A 22,678-nucleotide genomic window follows, 5' to 3' on the forward strand; every position below is an offset into this window, starting at 1 on the left:
CGCTCAGCGCAGCCGCTCCGGCAGTGTCTGCAGCAGTGCGCGCAGGGCGCGGCCGCGGTGAGAATGGCGGGCCTTGTCCTCGGGGCTCAGCTGCGCCGCCGCGCGGTCCGCATCCAGCGCGTGAAAGATCGGGTCGTAACCGAACCCGCCGTCACCGACGGGTGCTTCCAGGATGCGCCCTTCCCAGCTGCCGTGGCAGATCAGCGGCGTGGGGTCTGCGGGGTGGCGCATATAGGCGAGCACGCAGTGAAAGCGGGCGCCGCGCCGCGCGGCAGGAACCCCGCGCAGGGCCTCCAGCAGCTTGCGGTTGTTCTGCGCATCGTCCGCCTCCGCGCCGGCATAGCGGGCGGAGTAGATGCCCGGCGCGCCGTTCAAGGCATCCACTTCCAGGCCTGAGTCGTCCGCCAGGGCCGGCAGGCCGCTGTGGCGAGCCGCGTGGCGGGCCTTGAGCAGGGCGTTTTCGATGAAGCTCAGCCCGGTCTCCTCGGGCGAGACAATGCCCAGCTCCCGCAGGGTAATCAGTTCCACCGGCAGGTCTGCCAGCAGTTGCGCCAGCTCTCGGACCTTGCCCGCATTGTTGCTCGCCAGGCAGATGCGCATCGCTCAGTCCTCCAGGGCTGCGCGCTGCTGTGCCAGCAGCCCTTCGATGCCGCTCTGGGCCAAGGCCAGCATGCGCTGCAGCTCATCGGGCCGGAAGGCATGGCCTTCGGCGGTGCCCTGGATCTCGACGAAGGCGCCGGCCTCGTTCATGACCACGTTCATGTCCGTTTCCGCCTCGGCGTCCTCCAGATAGTCCAGGTCCAGCACAGGCTCCCCGCGATACAGGCCCACGGACACGGCAGCCACCTGGCCAAATAGCGGGTTTCGTTTGATTTTCTTGCGTTTCAGCAAGCCGCGCAAGGCGTCGGCCAGCGCCACGTAGGCGCCGGTGATGGCGGCGGTGCGGGTGCCGCCGTCGGCCTGCAGCACATCGCAATCGAGGATGATGCGTCGCTCGCCCAGGGCTTCCAGGTTGACCGCGGCGCGCAGCGCGCGGCCGATCAGGCGTTGGATCTCCACGGTGCGCCCCTGCTGGCGCCCCCGGGCGGCCTCGCGGTCGGAGCGGCTGTGGGTGGCGCGGGGGAGCATGCCGTACTCGGCGGTGACCCAGCCGCGACCGGTGTTGCGCAGGAAGGGTGGCACCCGATCCTCCACGGTGGCGGTGCATAGCACCCGGGTTTCGCCAAACTCCACCAGCACCGAGCCTTCGGCGTGGCGGGTGAATTGGCGGGTGATGCGTACGGCGCGAAGTTCATCGGGGCGGCGGCCGCTGGGGCGCATGCGCTCTACCTCGGGGCTGTGGGCGGAGGGCAATGCTATCACAGGGGCTGCGCGACACCGGTGGCGGTTTCCGCCCCGGGCGAGCTTGCGTAAGATGCACCTCTTTACCTGCGGGAAGCGCGCAAGCTTTCCCGGCCCGGAGGGAGCCATGGTACGCAGTATGACCGCCTTCGAGCGCCGCGAGCGCCAAGGGGAGTGGGGCAGGATCAGTTGGGAGCTGCGCTCGATCAATCACCGTTATCTGGATATCTATCCGCGCCTGCCCGAAGAGTTGCGGACGCTGGAGCCGGCGCTGCGCGAACGGGTGGGGCGCAAGCTCGCCCGGGGCAAGGTGGAGTGCAGCCTGCGCTACCGGCCGGCGGTGGGGGTGAGCGCCGATGTGCAGCTGAATTGGTCCTATGCCGAGCAGCTGTTGGCGGCCTGCGAAGCGCTCTCGGAGAAGGCCTCTGGCGCGGCGCCGGTGAGCCCGGTGGAGCTGCTGCGCTTTCCCGGCGTGCTGAAAGAGCCCGAGGCCGATCTGGAGCCGGTGGTGCAGGCGGCGCTGGCGCTGCTGGACGAGACCCTGGACGGTTTCATCGCCAATCGCGAGCGCGAGGGTGAGCGCCTGGGCGAGCTGATCGCCGAGCGCGCGCAGCGTATCGCCGAGCTGGTGGTGGAGGTGCGTGGCCGGCGCGTCGAAGTGAACGCGCGGGTGCGCGAGAAGCTGCTGGCGAAGCTTGGCGAGCTGGACACCCAGGCGGACAGCGCACGCTTCGAGCAGGAGCTGATCTACCTGCTGCAGCGCCTGGATGTGGACGAGGAGCTGGACCGGCTGGAGACCCATGTGGCCGAGCTGCGCCGGGCGCTGGCGCGGCGCGAACCCATCGGCCGGCGGTTGGACTTTTTGATGCAGGAGTTGAACCGGGAGTCCAATACCCTGGGCTCCAAGTCGGCGGACACCGAGACCACCCAGGCGGCGGTGGAGATGAAAGTGCTCATCGAGCAGATGCGCGAGCAGATCCAGAACATCGAGTAACCCATGAGCGGCACCCTCTATATTATTTCCGCCCCCTCCGGGGCCGGCAAGACCAGCCTGCTGCGCGCCCTGGTGGCCGCCGTGCCCGAAGTGGTGGTTTCGGTCTCCCACACTACCCGCGCGCGCCGCCCTGGCGAGCTGGACGGACGGGATTACCATTTCCTCGACCACCAGGAATTCGAGGCGCGGGTGGCCCGGGGCGAGTTCCTGGAGCACGCTCGGGTGTTCGGCAACCTCTACGGCACCGCGCGTGCCCAGGTGTTGGCGCGGCTGGAGGCCGACCAGGACGTAATCCTCGAGATTGACTGGCAGGGCGCTCGCCAGGTGCGCGAGGCCATGCCCGAGGCAGTGTCCATCTTTATCCTGCCGCCGTCCCGTGGCGAGCTGGAGCGTCGTTTGCGCGGCCGCGGCCAGGACAGCGAAGCGGTGATCGAGGCGCGCATGCGCGAGGCGGAAAGCGAACTCTCCCACTACGCCGAGTACGATTACCTGGTGGTGAACGACGACTTCGAGCTGGCGCTGGCGGATCTGCGCGCGCTGGTGCGTGCCCGACAGTTGCGCCGCGAGGCTCAGGCAAGGCGCCTGCGCGGGGTGTTGACCGAAATGCTGGGCAAGTCCTGAGCCGGTCCGGGCGACCCCTGCCCATCCTTGCCGAAGCGGCCTTGGCCGTGGGAGCCTTGAATAAACCCACCAGCTGCGCGAGCAGCCGGCTCGCGGCCAAGGGCGCTCACATAGGGGGTATTTGTCGCGATGGCGCTGTGTACACTTTCGATCCCTGCCGCATGGGTCTAGTATTGTACGGCTAGACCGTTACCTATCGCTGGAGAGATACATGGCACGAGTTACCGTAGAGGACTGCCTGGAGTTCATGGACAACCGCTTCGAGCTGGTGCTGGTCGCGTCCAAACGCGCCCGTCAGGTTGCCAATGGCTCGGAGCCCTTCGTGCCCTGGGAGAACGACAAGCCCACCGTGGTGGCGCTGCGCGAGATCGCCGAAGGCCATGTGACCCGCAAGATCCTCGAAGCCAAGCCGGTCGTGGAGTTTGAAACCGCCACCGAGGAAGGTAGCGCGGAAGGGGCCGATACGCCCCAGGCGGAGCCGGGCAATGAGGCCCAGTCCGGAGAATAAGGAGTTCATGGCGCGCCCAGACCCGCTTTCTTCGCAGGAGAGTCCCACCGCGGACCATGCCAGCAAGGCGGTGGAGCTGTGCGCGTTCCTCGGGGACTATATGGACCCGAGCCAGGTGGAGGCGGTGCGCGAGGCGTACCGTTTCGGGGCCGAGGCCCACGAGGGGCAGAGCCGCATGTCCGGCGAGCCCTACATCACTCACCCCCTGGCGGTGGCGCGCATCCTCGGCGAGATGCGGCTCGATCATCAGAGCATTGTCGCCGCCATCCTCCATGACGTCATAGAAGACACCCCCATGGTCAAGGACCAGTTGGCGGAGCGCTTCGGCGAGGAAGTGGCGGAACTGGTGGATGGGGTGAGCAAGCTCACCCAGATGGACTTCAAGAGCAAGGCCGAAGCCCAGGCGGAGAATTTCCGCAAGATGGTGCTGGCCATGTCCCGGGACATCCGGGTCATCCTGATCAAGCTCGCCGACCGCCTGCACAATATGCGCACCATCTGGGTGATGCCGGCCCACAAGCGCCGCCGCATCGCCCGCGAGACGCTGGAGATCTACGCCCCCATCGCCCAGCGCCTGGGCATCAACAGCGTGCGCATCGAGCTCGAGGACATGGGGTTCGCCGCGCTCTACCCCATGCGCTACCGGGTGCTCAAGGAGAAGATCCGCCGCCAGCACGGCTCGCGCCGGGAGATCGTCAGCAAGGTGGCCGAGGAGCTGCAGGCGCGGCTGGTAGAGGCCGGGCTGGAAGGCGAGGTGATCGGCCGCGAGAAGCATCTGTGGAGCATCTACCAGAAGATGCGCTCCAAGCAGTACAACTTCGCCGACATCTTCGACGTCTACGGTTTTCGCATCATCGTCGACAACGTGGACACCTGCTACCGGGTGCTCGGCGTGATGCACAACCTCTACAAGCCCAAGCCCGGCCGCATCAAGGACTACATCGCCATTCCCAAGGTGAACGGCTACCAGTCCCTGCACACCACCCTGGTGGGGCCGCGGCGCATCCGCATCGAGGTGCAGATCCGCACCGCCGACATGGACCGAGTGGCCGAAGCGGGAATCGCCGCCCACTGGCTCTACAAAGAGCAGGCCAATACCGCCACCAGCAACGCCCATGCCCGGGCCCGGGAATGGGTCAAGGGCCTGCTGGATCTGCAGCGGAACGCCGGCAACTCGATGGAGTTCATCGAGAACGTCAAGGTTGATCTGCTGCCGGACGAGATCTATGTATTCACCCCATCGGGGGACATCCTGCAGCTGCCCCGTGGCGCCACGGTGGTGGATTTTGCCTACGCCGTGCATTCGGACATCGGCGACGCCTGCATCGCGGCCATGGTGGATCACCGGCTCACGCCCCTGCGCACGGGGCTGGAGACCGGCCAGACCGTGGAGATCATTACCGCCCCGGGTGCCAAGCCCAACCCCGCGTGGCTGGATTTCGCCGTTACCGCCAAGGCCCGCACCGCCATCCGCCATTCCCTCAAGCGCCTGAAGGGCGCGGAGGCGGCGGACTTGGGACGGCGGCTGGTCAACCAGTCGCTGGAGGCGCTGAGCCAGCGACTGGAAGATTTGCCGGAGCAGCAAGTGCTGGATGCGTTGGAGCAGCTGGGCGCCGATGATCTGCAGGCGTTGCTGGAAGAGGTGGGCCTGGGTCGGCGCATGCCCTGGCTGGTGGCGCAGCGTCTGAGCGGCATCGCCCTGGTGCCCGAACAGGCGCCGGAGACCGAGCGCGGTCGCGCCCAGCAGCTTACAGTGCGCGGTACTGAAGGCACGGTGGTCACCTTCGCCGGCTGCTGTCACCCCATCCCCGGCGATCCCATCGTCGGTTTCGCCACCGCCGGGCGCGGCGTGGTGATCCATCACGAAGACTGCAAGAACATTCGCGAGTACCGCAATCAACCCGAGAAGTGGATCGACGTGCAGTGGGAAAAGGACACCCACGGCGAGTTCCCGGTGGTGATCGCGGTGGACGTGGTGAACAAGCGCGGTGTGCTCGCCGATGTGGCCGCCACCATCTCGGGGCTGGAGAGCAACATCGAGGCGGTGACCATCGAGGAGCGCGAGGGCATGATCGCCACCATCCGCATCACCATGGGGGTGCGCGACCGCGTACACCTGGCGCGCGTGCTGCGCCGCCTGCGGGTGCTCAACAGCGTGCTCAGGATCGTCCGGCGCAAGGGCTGAGGTGCGCGCCGCGGGGCTGTGGTTTAAAGTGTGATCCACCTCCCGGAACACCATTGAACGACACGGACGAGAGCCTTATGCGCAAGATCATTTCCACCGACGCCGCCCCCCAGGCCATAGGCACCTACTCCCAGGCCGTGCAGGTGGGCGATACCGTCTACATCTCCGGGCAGATCCCGCTGGACCCCGTTACCATGGAACTGGTCAGCGACGATATGGAGGCCCAGATCCGCCGGGTGCTGGACAGCCTTGCCGCCATCTGCCAAGCCGCGGGGGGTTCGCTGGATGACGTGGTCAAACTCAACATCTTCCTGCCGGACCTGGGGCATTTCGCCTTGGTGAACGCCATCATGGCCGAGTATTTTCGCGAGCCCTATCCCGCCCGGGCCGCTATCGGCGTGGCCAGCCTGCCGAAGGATGTCGGCGTGGAGATGGACGCCGTCATGGTGCCCGGCAGCCGCTGAGGGCATTCATGGCCGATCATGCCCGCCTGGCGGACCAGGCCGTCACCCGCCTGAGCGGCGTGGGTCCGCGCCAGGCCGAACGGCTGCGCAAGCTGGGCATCCACAGCCTTCAGGATCTGCTCTTCCACCTGCCCCTGCGCTACGAGGACCGCACTCGACTGGTGCCCCTGGGGCAGTTGCGCGAGGGTATGCATTGTCTGGTGGAAGGCGAGATCGAACTGGCCGAGGTGGTGCAGGGGCGCCGGCGGCGGCTGGTGTGTCGAATCGGCGACGGCAGTGGCTTTCTCAATCTGTACTTCTTCCATTTCTACCCCCAGCAGGTGGCCCGGCTGCGGCGCGGACTGCGTCTGCGCTGCTTCGGCGAGGTGCGCGGCGGCCCGGGCATGCTGCAGATGGTGCACCCGGAATACGAGCCCGCCGCCGACGCGCGCCCGGGCGAGCAAGCCGGCCTCACCCCCATCTACCCGGCCACCGAGGGCCTGCGCCAGGCGAGCCTGCGCAAGCTGGTGGATCAGGCGCTGGCGCTGCTGGCCCAGGGCGGGGAGCTGCAGGACTGGTTGCCGGAGGCGGCCAGGTTGGGGCTGCCCAGCCTGGCCGAGGCGCTGCACTATCTGCATCGGCCGCCGCCGGATGCGCCGGTGGAGGAAGTGCTGGAGGGGCGCCATCCCTGCCGGCGACGCCTCGCGTTGGAGGAGTTGCTTGCCCATCACCTGAGCCTGCGCCGCCTGCGCCAGGAGCAGGAGGCCATTTCCCGGGCGCCGGTGCTGCGCGGCGGCGAGCCGCTGGTGGCGCGTTTTCTCGAGGGGCTGCCCTTCGAGCTGACCGGCGCCCAGCGTCGGGTGGTGGCCGAGGTGGAGGCGGACCTGGCGCGCGAGAGTGCCATGCTGCGTCTGGTGCAGGGGGATGTGGGCTCGGGCAAGACCGTGGTGGCGGCGCTGGCCGCGCTGCGCTGCGTGGGGGCGGGCTACCAGGCGGCGATCATGGCACCCACCGAATTGCTCGCCGAGCAGCACTACCGCAACTTTAGTCAGTGGCTCTCGCCCCTGGGGCTGAAGGTGGACTGGATGAGTGGGCGGCTGGGGGTGCGCAAGCGCGAGGCTGCGGTGGCGCGCCTGCTCAGCGGCGAGACCCGTGTGGTGGTGGGCACTCACGCCCTGTTTCAGGAGAGCGTGCAGTTCCAGCGCCTGGGCTTGGTGATCGTCGACGAGCAGCACCGCTTCGGCGTGCATCAGCGCCTGGCGCTGAAGGAAAAGGGCCATCAGGGCGATTCTCAGCCCCACCAGTTGATCATGACCGCCACGCCCATTCCCCGCACCCTGGCCATGACCGCCTATGCGGACCTGGATGTCTCGGTGATCGACGAGCTGCCCCCGGGGCGTACCCCGGTGCGCACGGTGGCCCTGGCCGCGACCCGTCGCGAGGACGTGATGGCGCGGGTGCGCGAAGCCTGCGCCCAGGGCCGGCAAGCCTACTGGGTATGCACCCTGGTGGAGGAATCCGAGCTGTTGCAGGCCCAGGCCGCCGAGGAAACCGCCCGGTTGCTGACCGAGGCGCTGACGGGGCTGCGGGTAGGCTTGGTGCACGGGCGCATGCGCGGTGCCGACAAGGAGGCGGTGATGGGCGCTTTCGCCGCCGGCGAGCTGGACCTGCTGGTGGCCACCACGGTCATCGAGGTGGGGGTGGATGTGCCCAACGCCAGCTTGATGATCATCGAGAACGCCGAGCGCCTGGGCTTGTCGCAGTTGCATCAGCTGCGCGGCCGAGTGGGGCGCGGGCAGGCGGCGAGCAGTTGCGTGCTGCTCTATCAGTCGCCGCTCTCGCGCACCGCGCGGGCCCGCCTGAGTGCGCTGCGCGAGACCAACGACGGTTTCGAGATCGCCCGCCGGGACCTGGCCATCCGCGGGCCCGGCGAATTCCTGGGCACGCGCCAGACCGGCGAACTGCAGTATCGGGTGGCGGAGCTGGAACGGGACGGCGATCTGCTGCCTCGGGTACAGGCACTGGCCGAGCGTCTGCTGGCCGAGCGCCCGCAGGCCGTGGCGGGTCTGATACGCCGCTGGGTCGGGCAGGGCGAGCGGTACAGCCAGGTGTGAAGCGCCGGCCTCAACGGGCATACTACGGCCCTTGAAAATCGGCAGCAGGATGATTCGGTGAGACTTCGCAGGCGAGCAACCCTCTGGCGGCCGCGCTTCGACATCGTACAGCAGCGCATCCCCCCGGCGCTCAAGGGCTGGCTGGATGAGCCCGGCTCGCTCACGGCGCGGCTGGCCGCGCGTTGCGGCGGGCCGCTGGATGTGACTGTGCTGCGCGCCCGCTGGGGACGCGCCCTGCTGGATGAAGCGCAGCAGCTGGGGCAGCCCTACGGCGGGCTGGACTGGGTGCGGGAAGTCACCCTGGGTTGCCGCGGCGTGCCGTGGATCTATGCCCGCTCGATCATTCCGCGTACCAGTCTGCGTGGGCGTCAGCGGGCCCTCCTGCGCCTGGGGGCGCGCCCGCTGGGCAGCGTGCTGTTCGGGCCGGCGGACATACGCCGCGGGGCCGTGCAGATCGCTCGCCTGGGGCCCGGCGACCAGCTCTACGAACAGGCTCGGCCTCATGCCGGGGGCGCAGCGGAGCGGCTCTGGGCGCGGCGTTCGGTGCTGCGGGTGGCGGGGCGGCCGCTGCTGGTGGCGGAGGTGTTTTTGCCCAGGCTGCTGGAGGCGATAGATTCGGCCTGCCCGGTGGGCGGGGACTGATGACAGCTTTCCTCCAAGGGGCGGTTCCTGGCCGCGTTGCCCCTCAGGGGAAAGCGCGCCGGGGCAAGCGCGGCCAGGAGCCGCTCTTGCGGGGTCGAAAACGGCAACAGGATCGAGAGCACCATGATCGCGACTAGCCATCCCTGGATGACCCGCCTTGGGGCCTACGCTCGGCTGGCCCGGCTCAACCGACCCATCGGCAATTTCCTGCTGCTCTGGCCCATGCTCTGGGCTTTGTGGATCGCCGCCGAGGGGCTGCCGGATCTGAAAGTGCTGCTGGTCTTCCTGCTCGGAGTGTTGGTGATGCGCGCCGCGGGCTGCGTGATCAACGATTTCGCCGACCGGCGCATCGACGGCCATGTAAAGCGCACCCGCCATCGGCCGCTGGCCACCGGCGAGGTGAGCGCCCGGGAGGCGCTGGTCCTGTTCGTGGTGCTGTGCCTGCTGGCCTTCGGCCTGGTGTCGCTGATGAATCCGCTGACGATTCAGCTATCGTTCGTCGGCGTGCTGCTGGCGGCCAGCTATCCCTTCATGAAGCGTTACACGCATTTTCCCCAGGTGCACCTGGGGGCGGCCTTCGGCTGGGCCGTGCCCATGGCCTATGCGGCGCAGACCGGGGAGTTGGCGCCGGTGGCCTGGCTGGTGTTCATCGCCGCGGTGATCTGGGCGACGGTTTACGATACCCAGTACGCCATGGTGGATCGGGACGATGACCTGAAGATCGGCGTCAAATCCACCGCGGTGCTGTTCGGTGAGCAGGATCGGCTGATCGTCGGCCTGCTGATGGGGCTGATGCTGCTGGCGCTGCTGCTGGTGGGACAGCGGGCCGGCCTGGGGTGGGTCTACTTCCTGAGCCTGCTGCCCGCCGCCGCGTTGTTCGTCTATCAGCAGTGGCTGATGCGCGAGCGCAGGCGGGAGGAATGCTTCCGTGCCTTCCTCAACAACAACTGGTTCGGTGGGGTGATCTTTCTGGGCATAGTGCTGGATTACCTGCTGGTCTAGAGCGGCATCGATCAATGCCTCCGAGAGTTTGGGGCTTTCGCGGCCCAGGCCGCGAAAGCTGTCGCCCTCAAACCTGAGGAGCACCCGACTGGCGCAGCGCCCCGAGGACGGTGGTCGGTGCGCCCTTAGCCGCGTCCGGCTCGGGCGACTACCCACAGTTCCACCTCCGCCGCACCCGCCTGGCGCAGCGCCCGCGCGGCGGCGTAGGCCGTCTCGCCGGTGGTCATCACATCGTCCACCAGCGCCAGCCGCAGCCCCGTGGCCGCTACGTCGGCGCGGAAGGCATCGTGCAGATTGCCCGCGCGTCGCCGCGCAGGCAGGCGGCTCTGGGTCACGGTGTCTCGCACGCGCCGCAGCAGGGCGGGGCGCAGGGGCAGTCCGAGCCGCCGCCCCAGTCCCCGGGATAGCTCCAGAGCCTGATTGTAACCGCGCTGACGCAGGCGGCGCGGGTGCAGGGGTATCGGCACCAGGGCCTGGGGTGGTGTCGAGTGGTTCAGGCGTGGCGCCAGCCGGGCGCTCAGCAGGCTGGCGAGCAGGGCGCCGGCGGGCAGGTCAGCATGAAACTTCAGGCGCTTGATCCAGCCGTCCAGTGGCGGGGCATAGGGGCCGGCGGCCAGGCAGCGGCTTACCGGCGGCGCTTGTGCCTGGCAACGGGCGCAGTCCAGCCCGCCGCAGTCAGGTTCGGCGCACAGCGGGCAGCCATCGCGCAGGCGGGGCAGCTCGTTGGCACAGTCCTGGCAGAGCCCCGCGTCCACCGTGGGGGCGTGACATAGCCGGCAGGGTTGGGGTAATTCGCGAACCTGCTCAAATAATGAGCGAATGTAAACCCAGGTCGCGGCGGAAATATTGACAGGGGTGGCGCGCACGATGAGACTCCCCAGGGTCGCGCCCGGCAGTGCGGTACGGCTGCCGACGGTGCCCCGTCAGATTGGAGGAACCATGTCCCAACATCAGCCCGGCCTTCGTCACGATTGGACGCAGCAGGAAATCGAAGCCCTGTTCGCGCTGCCCTTCAATGATCTGCTCTACCGCGCTCACGGCGTGCACCGTGAGCATTTCGAGCCCAACACCGTGCAGGTCAGCACCCTGCTCAGCATCAAGACCGGCGCCTGCCCCGAGGACTGCAAGTACTGCCCCCAGAGCGTGCGCTACAACACCGGGCTGGAGCGTGAGGCGCTGATGGAGGTGGAGCGTGTGCTGGAGGCTGCGCGCCGTGCGCGGGAAGCCGGCGCCACCCGCTTTTGCATGGGGGCCGCTTGGCGTAGCCCCAAGGGCAAGGAGCTGGTGCAGGTGGCGAAGATGATCGAGGGCGTGAAGGCCCTGGGCCTGGAGACCTGCGCCACTCTCGGCATGCTCGACGACGAGCAGACCCGGACCCTGCGCGAGGCGGGGCTGGATTACTACAACCACAACGTGGACAGCTCCGAGGAGTTCTACGGGGAGATCATCACCACCCGCAGCTATCAGGACCGGCTGGATACGCTGGAGCGGGTGCGCGCCTCGGGCATGAATGTTTGCAGCGGCGGCATCGTCGGCATGGGCGAGAGCCGCGCCGACCGCGCTTCGATGCTGCGTACCCTGGCGAACCTGCCGGAGCACCCGCAGAGCGTGCCCATCAACCAGCTGGTGCAGGTAGAAGGCACGCCGCTGTCCGGGCTGGAGCCGCCGGACATGCTGGAATTCGTGCGCACCATCGCCGTAGCGCGCATCCTCATGCCGAGCTCCTATGTGCGCCTGTCCGCCGGGCGTACCGAGATGAGCGAGCAGCAGCAGGCGCTGTGTTTCTTCGCCGGCGCCAACAGTGTTTTCTACGGCGAGAAGCTGCTGACCACCGGCAATCCCGACACCGAGGCCGATCGGCGCCTGTTCCAGCGTCTGGGGCTCAAGTTCGAAGCCGCCGCGTCCGGGCCCGAAGAACAGGCTCATGCCTGCGGCGGATGAGCGCGCCGCGGATCCCTGGGATCTGACCGGGGAGCTGCGGGAGCAGGCGCGGCGGCAGCTGTACCGCCGCACCCGGGTGCGCGAGGGCGGCACCCCGCGGCTGCGCGAGCGGGGGCGGGAGCTGCTGAATTTCTGCGCCAATGATTATCTGGGCCTGAGCGAGGATCCTCGCGTGGTGGAAGCGGCGCGGGCCGCATTGGCTCGGGATGGCGCCGGCAGCGGTGCGGCGCACCTGGTGAGCGGGCATCGCCCGGAGCATCAGGCATTGGAAGAGGAGCTCGCCGACTGGCTGGGCCGGGAGCGCGTCCTGCTGTTTTCCACCGGCTATATGGCGAACCTGGGCGTGCTCGACGCCCTGCTCGGGCGCGCGGATCTGCTCCTCCAGGATCGTCTGAACCATGCCTCTTTGCTCGACGGTGGTCGGCTGTGCGGCGCGCGCATGCGGCGTTACCCTCACGGGGATGCGGCGCAGGCGGCCCGCTGGCTGGCGTCGGGGGAGCATCGTCGCCGCCTGCTGGCCACCGACGGCGTGTTCAGCATGGACGGGGATCTGGCGCCGCTGGATGCGCTGGCGGCGGCTTGTGCGGCGAGCGGCGCCTGGCTGATGGTGGACGATGCCCATGGGCTGGGAGTGCTGGGGCCCCAAGGGCGGGGCAGCGTCGCGCATTTCGGCCTCAGCCAGACCCAGGTGCCGGTGCTGCTGGGCACCCTGGGCAAGGCCTTCGGCAGTTTCGGTGCCTTCGTGGCCGGCTCCGAGGCGCTGATCGAGACCTTGGTGCAGCGTGCCCGCACCTTCATCTATACCACCGCGGCCCCCACCGCGCAGGCAGCCGCCAGCCGCGCGGCGCTGCGGATCATTCGCGAGGAGCCCGAGCGGCGGGAGCACCTGCAGGTGCTCATTCGCCGCTTTCGCGCCGGCGCGGAATCCCTGGGGCTCGCGCTGTTGCCCTCCGCTACCCCCATACAGCCCCTGGTGCTGGGGGGCGCGGGCGCGGCACTGCGTGCCGCCGAGGCCCTGGCGGCCCAAGGTCTGCTGGTCAGTGCCATACGCCCGCCCACGGTGCCCGCCGGCACCGCGCGGCTGCGTATCACCCTGAGTGCGGTGCACAGCGAGGCTCAGGTGGATCGACTGCTGGAGGCACTGGCTCGGCTCCGCCTGGGGCAGGCATCATGAGGCTCGCCATCAGCGAGCATGGCCAGGGGCGAACGCTCTGCCTGCTGCCGGGCTGGGGCATGTCCGCCGCCCTCCTGCGGGACTGGGCCGAGCGGCTCGAGGGTTTTCGGGTTCTCCTGGTGGATCTGCCCGGCCAGGGGGGAAGCGCCGACGTCGCCTATAGTCTGGAGAGTCTGGGTGCGGCCTTGGCGGAACAGTTGCCCCGGGATGCGCTCTGGCTCGGTTGGTCGCTGGGTGTGCCGCTGTTGCTGCGGGCGGCGTTGCGCGGCGCGCCGGAGGGCATGCTGCTGGTGGCCGGCTCGCCACGTTTTCTGCGGGCCCCGGGCTGGTCCGGTGTGCAGGCGCTCGCGCTGCGGGCCATGCGCGAGCGCCTGGAGGCGGAGCCCGCCGCCGTCTGGCGTCAGTTTCTCGCCCTCCTGGGGCAGGCTTCGCCGGCGGATCGCAAGCTGGCGCGGTCCCTGCTGCGTCGCCAGCCTCGGCCGGGCGGGTCTTGGGGGCTGGCCAGTGGCCTGGCGGTGTTGGCGCAGGCGGATCTGCGGGCGCAACTTCCCCACCTGCACTGCCCCTTGCTGTGGTTGGCCGGGGCGCGAGACCCCCTGGTGCCCGTCGCAAGCCTGGTCGAAGCGGCCGCGGCCTCGCCCCGGGGTCGGTTGCGCGTGCTGGCGGAGGCCGGGCATCTGCCCTTCTGGAGTCATGATGAGGAGTGCGCGCAGGCCTTGCGCGCCCTGATGGAGTGGATCGATCAATGAGTAACGAGCAGAAGCCCTGGGTGCCGGACAAGCGCTGGGTTTCCCGATCATTCGCCGCCGCCGCGGGCAGCTACGACGAGGTGGCCGTGTTGCAGCGGGAAGTGGCCGATCGCCTGCTGGAGCGCCTGGAGCTGGTTCGCCTGAGCCCGGAGCGCATCCTGGATGCAGGTTCCGGTACCGGCTATGCCAGTGCCGCGTTGCGCCGCCGTTACCCCGGGGCGCGCCTGTATGCCCTGGATATCGCCCAGCCCATGGCCGCAGCCAGCCGCGACCGCGGCAGCTGGCGACGGCGCATACACGGTGTCTGCGGTGACGCGGAGCAGCTCCCCCTGGCCAGCGCCAGTATCGATCTGGTGGTCTCCAGTCTGGCGCTGCAGTGGTGCCGTGATCTGGATGCGGCGCTCACCGAGTTCTTCCGCGTACTGCGCCCGGGCGGCTTGCTGATCTTCACCAGCTTCGGCCCGGACACGCTGCGCGAATTGCGTACCGCCTGGGCGGCGGTGGATGAGTACAGCCACGTCAACGCCTTCGTGGACATGCATGACGTGGGCGATGCCCTGGTGCGAGCCGGCTTCGCCGATCCGGTGCTGGACGTGGAGCCCTTTACCCTTACCTACGAGGCGGTGCCCGACCTGATGCGTGATCTGAAGGCCTTGGGGGCGCATAACGTTACCGTCGGGCGGAATCGGGGGCTGACCGGTCGCGGCCGGCTGCAGGCGATGATGCGCGCCTATGAGGACTTCCGTGATGCGCAGGGGCGGCTGCCCGCCAGCTACGAGGTGGTGCACGCCCATGCCTGGATGCCCGAGCGTAAGCCCCAGCGCCTGCGCGAGGATGGTACCGTGATGGTGCCCATCGGCCGCATCCCGCGGCGAGGGGGCTGAATCTTGGGCGGTGTGTTCATAGCCGGCACCGACACCGAGGTGGGCAAGACCGTGGTGGCGGCGGGGCTGATGCATGCCCTGCGAGCGCGGGGGGTTCGGGTGGGCGCCATGAAGCCCGTGGCCGCCGGCTGCGAACGCACCGAGCAGGGTTTTCGCAACCCCGATGCGCGAACGCTGGGGGCCCAATGCACCGAGGCCCCGCCCTATGAGTTGCTCAATCCCTACGCGCTGGAGCCGCCCATCGCGCCCCATCTTGCCGCCCAGGCACGCGGGCTGCGGCTGAGTCTCACGCTGATCCAGCAGGCCTACGCGGCTCTGCGCTCGGAGGCGGACTTCATGGTGGTGGAGGGTGCCGGCGGCTGGCGGGTGCCACTGGATGGCCACTATGACATGGCCGATATTCCACGCCTTCTGGGCTTGCCGGTGGTGCTGGTGGTGGGCGTGCGGCTCGGCTGCATCAGCCATGCCTTGCTCAGTGCCGAGGCGATTGCCGCCGACGGCTGCCGGCTGGTGGGCTGGGTGGCCAATGTGCTGGAGCCGGGCGAGGCCGGTGCGCCGGCACAGATCGATACCCTGCGCCGGCGGCTTGTCGCGCCCCTGCTGGGGGTGGTGGAGCGCCTGACGACCCCTGCGCCCGCCCTGGTCGCGCAAGCGCTTGATCCCACGCCCTTGTTGTCCGGCTGAGTGCCCTCAAGGCAACACCCCGCGCATCGCAGGGTTTTCTAGGCCTGGTGACTGCACTACACTATCGCGCGACAGGAACCTCGGGGGGCTTCTGCCTGTCGACCCGACTCGGGCGGCACCAGGGCGCGCCACGAAGTTCGGCCTTCCACTGTGCCGCGGGGACCGCGGATGCGATCAAGCACGCTTGCCGTTCAGCCGTCTCAGGCCCGGCATGGCTCGTACGCGAGACCACTGGCGTGACGGCTGCGAGTTGCTGATCGGCGCCGGAGCAGGGGGGTGTGGCGCAGGGGGGTGCCGCACGGATTCTCATTGTTGGAGAGAGCGTGGGATGAATTTCAATAAGCGACTGAGTGCGATTGGGGCGCTGTTCGCCCTGTTGCTGGCAGCAGGGCCGGCGGCAGCGGACTTCTCCCTGTTGAACATGACGCAGGGGGCCACGGACATCAGCCGTCAGGTCTACGGCCTGCATATGACCATCATGTGGATCTGCATCATTATCGGCATCGTGGTGTTCGGGGCGATCTTCTGGAGCGTCATCCATCACCGCAAGTCCAAGGGTGTGAAGCCCGCGCAGTTTCACCACAGCACCACCGTCGAGATCGTCTGGACGGTGATTCCCATGCTGATCCTGATCTTCATGGCCGTGCCCGCCACCAAGGTGCTGGTGGACATGGAAGACAGCACCGAGGCCGACATGACCGTCAAGGTCACCGGTTATCAGTGGAAGTGGCATTACGACTATCTGGACGAGGATATCGCCTTCTTCAGCAACCTGGACCAGCAGAGCCGTATCGCCCGTCTGCGCAACCCCGCGGTGGCGCCCGGGGATGTGGAAAACTACCTGCTGGAGGTGGACCGCCCGCTGGTGGTGCCCGTGGGGCAGAAGATCCGCTTCCTGCTCACCTCCAACGACGTGATCCACGCCTGGTGGGTGCCGGATCTGGGCTGGAAGAAGGACGCCATTCCCGGATTCATCAACGAGGCCTGGGCCCGTATCAACGAGCCCGGTATCTATCGTGGTCAGTGCGCCGAGCTCTGTGGCCGCGACCACGGCTTCATGCCGGTGGTGGTGCACGCCCTGAGCCAGGAGGACTATGCGGCCTGGGTGGCGGAGCAGTCCGGCGACGCTGCCGCGTCGGCGAAGCCCGAAGAAGTGGTCGTCCAGGCTGCGGCGCAGCCCGGGCAGCAGCCCGCCGCCGCCCAGGCGGACCCGCAGGCGGCTTCCGCCGAGCTGAGCAGGGATGAGCTGATGGCCCAGGGCGAGCAGGTCTACCAGGCCAACTGCCAGAGCTGCCACGGTGCGGCCGGCGAGGGCATGGGCAGCGTGTTCCCGGCCCTGGCCGGGGGCGCGATCACCACCGGGCCGGTGGATGGTCACATCGACATCGTGCTCAACGGCAGCGCCCGGAACCCGGCCATGGCCGCGTTCGGCGCCATGCTGAGTGACGAGCAAATCGCCGCCGTGGTCACCTACGAGCGGAATGCCTTCGGCAACGACACCGGCGATCTGGTTCAGCCCGCCGATGTGCAGGCGGCCCGGTAACGGGTTGGTATTGAAGAGGACAGCGTGATGACTGCGACGACTCACGAGAACCACGGGCACGCCCCTAGCGGCCTCGGCCGCTGGCTGCTCACGACCAACCACAAGGAAATCGGCAGCCTGTACCTGCTGTTCGCCCTGCTGATGTTCTTCATCGGTGGCGCCATGGCGATGGTGATCCGCGCGGAGCTGTTCCAGCCCGGTCTGCAGGTGGTTGATCCGTATTTCTTCAACCAGATGACCACCATGCACGCGCTGGTGATGATCTTCGGTGCGGTCATGCCGGCGTTTACGGGGCTGGCCAACTGGATGATCCCGCTGATGGTGGGCGGCCCGGACATGGCCCTGCCGCGGATGAACAACCTGTCGTTCTGGATCCTGCCCTTCGCGTTCATCATGCTGCTGTCCACCCTGTTCATGCCGGGTGGCGGCCCCGCGGGCGGCTGGACCATGTATCCGCCGCTGATGCTGCAGACCGGCGCGGCCTTCCCCTTCGTGATCTTCGCCGTCCATCTGATGGGGCTGAGCTCCATCATGGGCGCGATCAACGTGGTGGCCACGGTGCTGAACATGCGCGCCCCGGGCATGACGCTGATGAAGATGCCGCTGTTCGTGTGGACCTGGCTGATCACCGCTTTCCTGCTGATCGCCACCATGCCGGTGCTCGCGGGCGCGATCACCATGCTGCTCACCGATCAGTACTTCGGCACCAGCTTCTTCAACGCCGCCGGCGGCGGTGACCCGGTGCTCTACCAGCACATCTTCTGGTTCTTCGGGCACCCCGAGGTGTACATCATGATCCTGCCCGCGTTCGGGATCGTGTCCACCATCATCCCGACCTTCGCCCGCAAGCCGCTGTTCGGTTACAGCTCGATGGTGTACGCCACCGCGTCCATCGCCTTCCTGAGCTTCATCGTCTGGGCGCATCACATGTTCACCGTGGGCATGCCCCTGTCCGGCGAGCTGTTCTTCATGTACGCCACCATGCTCATCTCCGTGCCCACGGGCGTGAAGGTGTTCAACTGGGCGGCGACCATGTGGCGGGGCGCGATGACCTTTGAAACGCCCATGCTGTTCGCGATCGCCTTCGTCATCCTGTTCACCATAGGCGGCTTCTCCGGGCTGATGCTGGCCATCACCCCGGCGGACTTCCAATACCACGACACCTACTTCGTGGTAGCCCACTTCCACTACGTGCTGGTGACCGGTGCGGTGTTCTCCATCATCGCCGCGGCGTACTACTGGCTGCCCAAGTGGACCGGCTACATGTACAGCGAGACCTTGGGCAAGTGGCACTTCTGGCTGTCGGTGATCTCGGTGAACGTGCTGTTCTTCCCGCAGCACTTCCTCGGACTGGCCGGCATGCCGCGCCGTATTCCCGACTACGCGGTGCAGTTCACCGACTGGAATGTGGTCTCCAGCATCGGTGGTTTCGTCTTCGGCCTGTCGCAGCTGCTGTTCGTGGCGGTGGTGATCAAGTGCATCCGCGGCGGCAAGAAGGCCACCGCCCAGGTCTGGGAGGGTGCCGAGACGCTGGAGTGGACCGTGCCCTCGCCGGCGCCGTTGCACACCTTCGACACGCCGCCCCAGATCAAGTAAGGGCGGCGCAGGGAGTACGATCATGAGCCCGCGACATGACGATCAGTTTCGGACACCGGCCCGACGCCGCGGCATCGTGCGTACGGTCATCGTGTTGCTGGTGATCGTGCTGGCGGTGTTCCTGCTCTCGGTCCTGCAGCGCATATGAGCGGCGTGACTCCCGAGAATCGCCGCACCCTCCGCAAGCTGGCCCTGGTGGCGGTGTTGATGTTCGGCTTCGGCTTCGCCCTGGTGCCGCTGTACGACATCTTCTGCGAAGTCACCGGCTTCGGTGGGCGTGCGGTGCAGACTGGTACCGGCAAAATGGTCCAGGTGGACACCGATCGCCTGGTGACCGTGGAGTTCGTCGCCACGGTCAGCAACTCCGGCCAATGGGAATTTTACCCGCTGGAGTCGAAAATGCAGGTGCACCCGGGGGAGATCTACACCACCGAGTATTTCGCGAAGAACCTGCGTGATACGCCGCAGATCGGGCAGGCCAGCTACAATGTGGCGCCATCCAAGGTCGGCCGCTACTTTGCCAAGCCGGACTGCTTTTGCTTTACCCAGCAGCGTTTCGTCGCCGCGGAAGGTCGGAACATGCCGGTAACCTTTTTCATCGACCCGCAGCTGCCATCGGACGTGAACACGGTGACCCTGTCGTACACCTTTCACACCATCGACGGCTGACACCAACAAGAGCGCCATTGCGAAGAGGACTGGAAATGGCTCAAGCACAAGGTCACTACTACGTCCCCCACGAGAGCCACTGGCCCATCGTGGGCAGTGTCGGCCTGGCCGTATCGATGGTCGGTGCCTCCCTGTACCTGAACGGCAGCTCCGTGAGCCTGTGGATCCTGCTCACGGGCATTGCGATCATCCTGTTCATGATGGCCGGCTGGTTCCGCGACGTCATCCTGGAGAACGAATCCGGCAAGTTCGGCCCCGCCGAGGGGCGTTCCTTCCGTCAGGGCATGGCCTGGTTCATCTTCTCCGAGGTGATGTTCTTCGGCGCCTTCTTCGGTGCCCTGTTCTATGCTCGGGTGCTCTCCGTGCCCTGGCTGGGCGGCGATGACCCGTCCACCAGCCGCTATCTGTGGGACAGCGTGGTCCTCGCCTGGCCCACCGCCGGCCCCGGCTTCGGTGACCTGGAATGGGAGCCCATGGGGGCCTGGCCGCTGCCGACCATCAACACCCTGTTGCTGCTCACCTCCGGCGTGACCCTCACCATCGCCCATCACGCGATCAAGGAAGGGCGGCGGGCCAAAACCATCCTGTTCATGTGGGCCACCGTGCTGCTGGGCCTGACCTTCATGGGCGTGCAGGCCTACGAGTACTACGAGGCCTATGCGCACCTGAACCTGCGCATGGACACGGGCATCTACGGCTCCACCTTCTTCATGCTAACCGGCTTCCACGGCTTTCACGTGCTGGTGGGCGCGATCACCCTGTTGGTGATCACCCTGCGGCTGATGAAGGGCCACTTCAGCGCCGAGAACCACTTCGGCTTCGAGGCCGCGGCCTGGTACTGGCACTTCGTGGACGTGGTCTGGCTGGGGCTGTTCCTGTTCGTCTACATCCTCTGATGTCGCGGGGGAGCCGCGGCGCCGGCCTGGTGGCGCGCCTCCCCCGTGTCACGGCCATCAGGAGGTCAGAAGCGGGCTTTCATTGGGGCTGATGACCCCCGTCACCAGTCCCAGTAGCACCAGCAGGACCAGCGCCACGGATAGCGCTATCCGTACGGTCAGGGCACGCACGGTGCGGCGCGAAGTGCTGCGATCCCGGAACATGAACACCATGCCGGAGCCCAGGCTGATCAGAATTGCTATCAGGGCCAGCACAATCAAGCCTTTGAGCAGAAGGTCCATAGTATCTCCGTGGTCATGACAAGCGGGCATTATAGGCCTGCCCCCGGAGTCGAGCCATGTCCCGCTACAGTTTCCGCCCTACACTGATCCCCACGTTGGCGACCCTGGCGCTGCTGCCGCTGTTGTTGTCCCTGGGGCTGTGGCAGCTGGATCGGGCCGCGCAAAAGGAGGCCGCCATGGCCGCCCGCGAGAGCGGCCTGGCCGAGGCCCTGCTCGATCTCAATAACGCGCCACCGGCAGCGGAGCAGGCCATCCATCGCCGCGCACTGGCGCACGGCCGCTATGACACGGCACACCAGTTCCTGGTGGACAATCAGATCGTCCAGGGGCGGGTCGGCTATCAGGTGCTCACCCCGCTGCGCCTCGATGAGGGGCGGGCCGTGCTGGTGAGTCGCGGCTGGCTGCCAGCGCCGTCACGGCGCGACCAATTACCGGAGCTGGCCGTGGCCGAGACGCCGCGACGCGTGGAGGGTACCCTCGCCGCCGGTCCTTCGGTGGGGCTGCGGGTGGGGGAGGCCTCCGTCGAACAAGGCTGGCCGCGGCGCGTGCAGTACATGGACTACGAGTATTTCAACGCCTCGCTGCCCTATCGGGTGCTGCCCTACGTGCTGCAACTCGACCCGTCCGCCGAAGACGGGTATCGGCGCGAATGGGGCGCGACGGAGTTCGGCCCCGAGCGCCACCGGGGCTATGCGGTGCAATGGTTCAGCCTGGCGGCTGCACTGGTGTTGATCTATCTGTTGGTAAACCTGCGGCGCAGGGGAGATGCCGATCATGAATAAGCCGAAATCCGCCAGCGGTTCTCGCTGGGTCGTCGTGGCCCTGCTGCTGATTTTCTTCGCCCCCGTGCTGACCGCGATCTTTCTGGTGCAGAGCGGCTGGAGCCCCGCGTCCCACACCAATCGTGGTGAGTTGATCGCGCCGCCACAGCAACTGCAGCCCGGCACCCTGAACCCGGTGGGGGAGGATGGCGACGGACAGGCCCTGCGGGGCACTTGGACCCTGCTGCAGCTCTGGCCCACCGCCTGTGACGGCGACTGCCAGGCGCTGATGGATGAGCTCGGCCGCGTTCATCTGGCACTGAACAAGGACATGGACCGGGTGACGCGGGCGCTGATACTCCCCGACGGTGTGCCGATGCCGGAGTTGGCCGACGCGGTTCGGGGCTTCTCGGTTGCCGCCGGCACCTTGGAAGAGTGGGGCGCCGGCGCCGGTGGGGTGCAATTGTTGGACCCCCGGGGGTATCGAATGATGCGCTACCCCCTGCCGTTGGACGCTTCCGGCCTGCTGAATGATCTGGAGCATCTGCTGCGCCTGTCCGATGAGGAACAGGAGCGGCGCATGGCCGGCGAGGAGGTGGCGCAATGAGCCGGCGTACGCTTTTCCGTCGCCTGGCGCTGCTGGCTACCGCGTTGACCCTGGGCGTGGTGGTGTTGGGCGGCTATGTGCGCCTCAGCGACGCCGGTCTGGGCTGCCCGGACTGGCCCGGCTGCTACGGGCACTGGGTGGTGCCTGCCGGCCCGGAGACCGTGGAGCAGGCCAACGCCCTGTACCCGGAGCGCCCGCTGGAGGCGGCCAAGGGCTGGAAGGAGATGGTACACCGTTATTTCGCCGGCACCCTGGGCCTGCTGGTGCTGGCGCTGGCACTGATCGCGCTGCGCAATCGCCGGGAGCCGAGCCAGCCTGTCGCTCTGCCGGTATTCCTGGTGGCGCTGATCATCTTCCAGTCGATTCTCGGCATGTGGACCGTCACCTGGCAGCTCAAGCCGGTGGTGGTCATGGCGCATCTGTTGGGTGGGCTGAGCACCCTGGGGCTGCTCGCCTGGCTGACCCTGCGCCAGAGCGGCTGGTGGCAGGGCACGCGCCGGGCGTCGTCGGGGCTGCGCTGGGCGGCGCTCATTGGTCTGCTGGTGGTGGTGGCTCAGATCGCCTTGGGTGGCTGGACCAGCGCCAATTACGCCGCGCTGGCCTGCACCGACTTCCCGACCTGCCACCAGCAGTGGTGGCCGGAGGCCGATTTTGACGAGGCCTTCGTGTTGTGGCGCGGGCTGGGCGCCAATTACGAGTACGGCGTGCTGGACAACCCGGCGCGGGTCGCCATACAGCTCACCCACCGCATCGGTGCGGTGGTGACCGCGGCGTATCTGTTGGCCTTGGCGGCCCTGGTGCTGCGTAGCGGCCATGTGGTCACCCGGGGCTTGGCCTGGGCGATGCTGGGACTGTTGGCGCTGCAGTTCAGCCTGGGCATTGCCAATGTGCTGCTGAGCTTGCCGTTGCCGGTGGCGGTGGCCCACAATGCGGGCGCGGCACTGCTGCTGCTGTCCCTGATCACGCTTAATCACAGCCTGCGCCCGCCACCGACGCTCGGGTGCTCGCCCACCACCCCTTCGGAGGCCTAGCGGGAGCGTAC

At 67.6% G+C, this 22,678-nt stretch carries 25 protein-coding genes; 21 read left to right on the plus strand and 4 right to left on the minus strand.

Annotation, left to right across the window (positions count from 1 at the left end):
* Positions 1-3: 3 nt before the first annotated feature.
* Both rdgB and rph read right to left on the minus strand, forming a co-directional pair.
* Positions 4-600 (minus strand): RdgB/HAM1 family non-canonical purine NTP pyrophosphatase, encoded by a 597-nt coding sequence (rdgB, locus tag GBG68_RS06340; protein ID WP_152146088.1) that lies wholly within the window; start codon positions 598-600, stop codon positions 4-6.
* Between the two features lie 3 nt (positions 601-603).
* On the minus strand, positions 604-1,320 hold the full coding sequence (rph, locus tag GBG68_RS06345; RefSeq protein ID WP_152146155.1) for a ribonuclease PH: 717 nt from the start codon (positions 1,318-1,320) through the stop codon (positions 604-606).
* Between the two features lie 148 nt (positions 1,321-1,468).
* Here rph and GBG68_RS06350 point away from each other — a divergent pair, with 148 nt between their 5' ends.
* The 8 genes from GBG68_RS06350 (at position 1,469) to ubiA (ending at position 9,850) form a co-directional block, all read left to right on the plus strand.
* The gene (locus GBG68_RS06350; RefSeq protein WP_152146089.1) at positions 1,469-2,335 is read left to right on the plus strand and encodes a YicC/YloC family endoribonuclease; all 867 of its coding nucleotides are present in this window, start codon (positions 1,469-1,471) and stop codon (positions 2,333-2,335) included.
* Between the two features lie 3 nt (positions 2,336-2,338).
* Positions 2,339-2,956, plus strand: coding sequence for a guanylate kinase (gene gmk, locus GBG68_RS06355; protein WP_152146090.1), 618 nt, complete (start codon positions 2,339-2,341; stop codon positions 2,954-2,956).
* Positions 2,957-3,167: 211 nt separating this feature from the next.
* The gene (gene rpoZ / locus GBG68_RS06360; protein ID WP_152146091.1) at positions 3,168-3,464 is read left to right on the plus strand and encodes a DNA-directed RNA polymerase subunit omega; all 297 of its coding nucleotides are present in this window, start codon (positions 3,168-3,170) and stop codon (positions 3,462-3,464) included.
* 7 nt (positions 3,465-3,471) lie between these two features.
* Positions 3,472-5,649 carry a bifunctional GTP diphosphokinase/guanosine-3',5'-bis pyrophosphate 3'-pyrophosphohydrolase gene (gene spoT, locus GBG68_RS06365; protein ID WP_152146092.1) on the plus strand — a complete coding sequence of 726 codons (2,178 nt, stop codon included), beginning with the start codon at positions 3,472-3,474 and terminating at the stop codon, positions 5,647-5,649.
* Positions 5,650-5,726: 77 nt separating this feature from the next.
* Positions 5,727-6,113 (plus strand): RidA family protein, encoded by a 387-nt coding sequence (locus GBG68_RS06370; protein ID WP_152146093.1) that lies wholly within the window; start codon positions 5,727-5,729, stop codon positions 6,111-6,113.
* An 8-nt stretch (positions 6,114-6,121) separates the two neighbouring features.
* Positions 6,122-8,206: an ATP-dependent DNA helicase RecG gene (gene recG, locus GBG68_RS06375; protein WP_152146094.1), complete on the plus strand. Its 2,085-nt coding sequence runs from the start codon at positions 6,122-6,124 to the stop codon at positions 8,204-8,206.
* 57 nt (positions 8,207-8,263) lie between these two features.
* Positions 8,264-8,848 carry a chorismate--pyruvate lyase family protein gene (locus GBG68_RS06380; RefSeq protein ID WP_152146095.1) on the plus strand — a complete coding sequence of 195 codons (585 nt, stop codon included), beginning with the start codon at positions 8,264-8,266 and terminating at the stop codon, positions 8,846-8,848.
* A 147-nt stretch (positions 8,849-8,995) separates the two neighbouring features.
* The gene (gene ubiA / locus GBG68_RS06385) at positions 8,996-9,850 is read left to right on the plus strand and encodes a 4-hydroxybenzoate octaprenyltransferase (RefSeq protein ID WP_152146156.1); all 855 of its coding nucleotides are present in this window, start codon (positions 8,996-8,998) and stop codon (positions 9,848-9,850) included.
* A 125-nt stretch (positions 9,851-9,975) separates the two neighbouring features.
* On the opposite strand, the gene GBG68_RS06390 is transcribed toward ubiA, so the two are convergent.
* On the minus strand, positions 9,976-10,716 hold the full coding sequence (locus GBG68_RS06390) for a ComF family protein (RefSeq protein ID WP_226801685.1): 741 nt from the start codon (positions 10,714-10,716) through the stop codon (positions 9,976-9,978).
* A 73-nt stretch (positions 10,717-10,789) separates the two neighbouring features.
* Here GBG68_RS06390 and bioB point away from each other — a divergent pair, with 73 nt between their 5' ends.
* From bioB to GBG68_RS06435, 10 genes are all read left to right on the plus strand, one after another.
* Positions 10,790-11,791 carry a biotin synthase BioB gene (bioB, locus tag GBG68_RS06395; protein WP_152146096.1) on the plus strand — a complete coding sequence of 334 codons (1,002 nt, stop codon included), beginning with the start codon at positions 10,790-10,792 and terminating at the stop codon, positions 11,789-11,791.
* Positions 11,775-12,965 carry an 8-amino-7-oxononanoate synthase gene (bioF, locus tag GBG68_RS06400; RefSeq protein ID WP_152146097.1) on the plus strand — a complete coding sequence of 397 codons (1,191 nt, stop codon included), beginning with the start codon at positions 11,775-11,777 and terminating at the stop codon, positions 12,963-12,965. Before bioB ends, bioF begins: the two co-directional genes overlap by 17 nt.
* Positions 12,962-13,714 carry an alpha/beta fold hydrolase gene (locus GBG68_RS06405; RefSeq protein WP_152146098.1) on the plus strand — a complete coding sequence of 251 codons (753 nt, stop codon included), beginning with the start codon at positions 12,962-12,964 and terminating at the stop codon, positions 13,712-13,714. The genes bioF and GBG68_RS06405 overlap by 4 nt, the downstream gene beginning before the upstream one ends.
* Positions 13,711-14,598, plus strand: a complete 888-nt coding sequence (bioC, locus tag GBG68_RS06410) for a malonyl-ACP O-methyltransferase BioC (protein WP_152146099.1) — start codon at positions 13,711-13,713, stop codon at positions 14,596-14,598. The genes GBG68_RS06405 and bioC overlap by 4 nt, the downstream gene beginning before the upstream one ends.
* A gap of 12 nt (positions 14,599-14,610) precedes the next feature.
* Positions 14,611-15,282 (plus strand): dethiobiotin synthase, encoded by a 672-nt coding sequence (gene bioD / locus GBG68_RS06415; RefSeq protein ID WP_226801691.1) that lies wholly within the window; start codon positions 14,611-14,613, stop codon positions 15,280-15,282.
* A gap of 328 nt (positions 15,283-15,610) precedes the next feature.
* On the plus strand, positions 15,611-16,825 hold the full coding sequence (gene coxB / locus GBG68_RS06420) for a cytochrome c oxidase subunit II (protein ID WP_152146101.1): 1,215 nt from the start codon (positions 15,611-15,613) through the stop codon (positions 16,823-16,825).
* Between the two features lie 27 nt (positions 16,826-16,852).
* Positions 16,853-18,421 carry a cytochrome c oxidase subunit I gene (gene ctaD, locus GBG68_RS06425; protein ID WP_152146102.1) on the plus strand — a complete coding sequence of 523 codons (1,569 nt, stop codon included), beginning with the start codon at positions 16,853-16,855 and terminating at the stop codon, positions 18,419-18,421.
* A 22-nt stretch (positions 18,422-18,443) separates the two neighbouring features.
* Positions 18,444-18,569: a hypothetical protein gene (locus tag GBG68_RS14535; RefSeq protein ID WP_264297979.1), complete on the plus strand. Its 126-nt coding sequence runs from the start codon at positions 18,444-18,446 to the stop codon at positions 18,567-18,569.
* Positions 18,566-19,090, plus strand: coding sequence for a cytochrome c oxidase assembly protein (locus GBG68_RS06430; protein WP_152146103.1), 525 nt, complete (start codon positions 18,566-18,568; stop codon positions 19,088-19,090). The genes GBG68_RS14535 and GBG68_RS06430 overlap by 4 nt, the downstream gene beginning before the upstream one ends.
* 35 nt (positions 19,091-19,125) lie before the next feature.
* The gene (locus GBG68_RS06435; RefSeq protein ID WP_152146104.1) at positions 19,126-19,986 is read left to right on the plus strand and encodes a cytochrome c oxidase subunit 3; all 861 of its coding nucleotides are present in this window, start codon (positions 19,126-19,128) and stop codon (positions 19,984-19,986) included.
* A 57-nt stretch (positions 19,987-20,043) separates the two neighbouring features.
* Here the strand turns inward: GBG68_RS06435 and GBG68_RS06440 are convergent, their stop codons facing one another.
* Positions 20,044-20,268, minus strand: coding sequence for a twin transmembrane helix small protein (locus GBG68_RS06440; RefSeq protein WP_152146105.1), 225 nt, complete (start codon positions 20,266-20,268; stop codon positions 20,044-20,046).
* Positions 20,269-20,324: 56 nt separating this feature from the next.
* Here GBG68_RS06440 and GBG68_RS06445 point away from each other — a divergent pair, with 56 nt between their 5' ends.
* From GBG68_RS06445 to GBG68_RS06455, 3 genes are read left to right on the plus strand one after another with little or no spacing between them, the layout of a single operon-like run.
* A complete protein-coding gene (locus GBG68_RS06445; RefSeq protein ID WP_152146106.1) occupies positions 20,325-21,050 on the plus strand; it encodes an SURF1 family protein in 726 nt (241 codons plus the stop codon).
* On the plus strand, positions 21,043-21,636 hold the full coding sequence (locus GBG68_RS06450) for a hypothetical protein (RefSeq protein ID WP_152146107.1): 594 nt from the start codon (positions 21,043-21,045) through the stop codon (positions 21,634-21,636). The genes GBG68_RS06445 and GBG68_RS06450 overlap by 8 nt, the downstream gene beginning before the upstream one ends.
* Positions 21,633-22,667: a COX15/CtaA family protein gene (locus GBG68_RS06455; RefSeq protein ID WP_152146108.1), complete on the plus strand. Its 1,035-nt coding sequence runs from the start codon at positions 21,633-21,635 to the stop codon at positions 22,665-22,667. The genes GBG68_RS06450 and GBG68_RS06455 overlap by 4 nt, the downstream gene beginning before the upstream one ends.
* Positions 22,668-22,678: the final 11 nt, after the last annotated feature.

This window comes from Alkalilimnicola sp. S0819, from assembly GCF_009295635.1.
In the GTDB taxonomy this organism is placed as follows: Bacteria; Pseudomonadota; Gammaproteobacteria; order Nitrococcales; family WHIW01; genus S0819.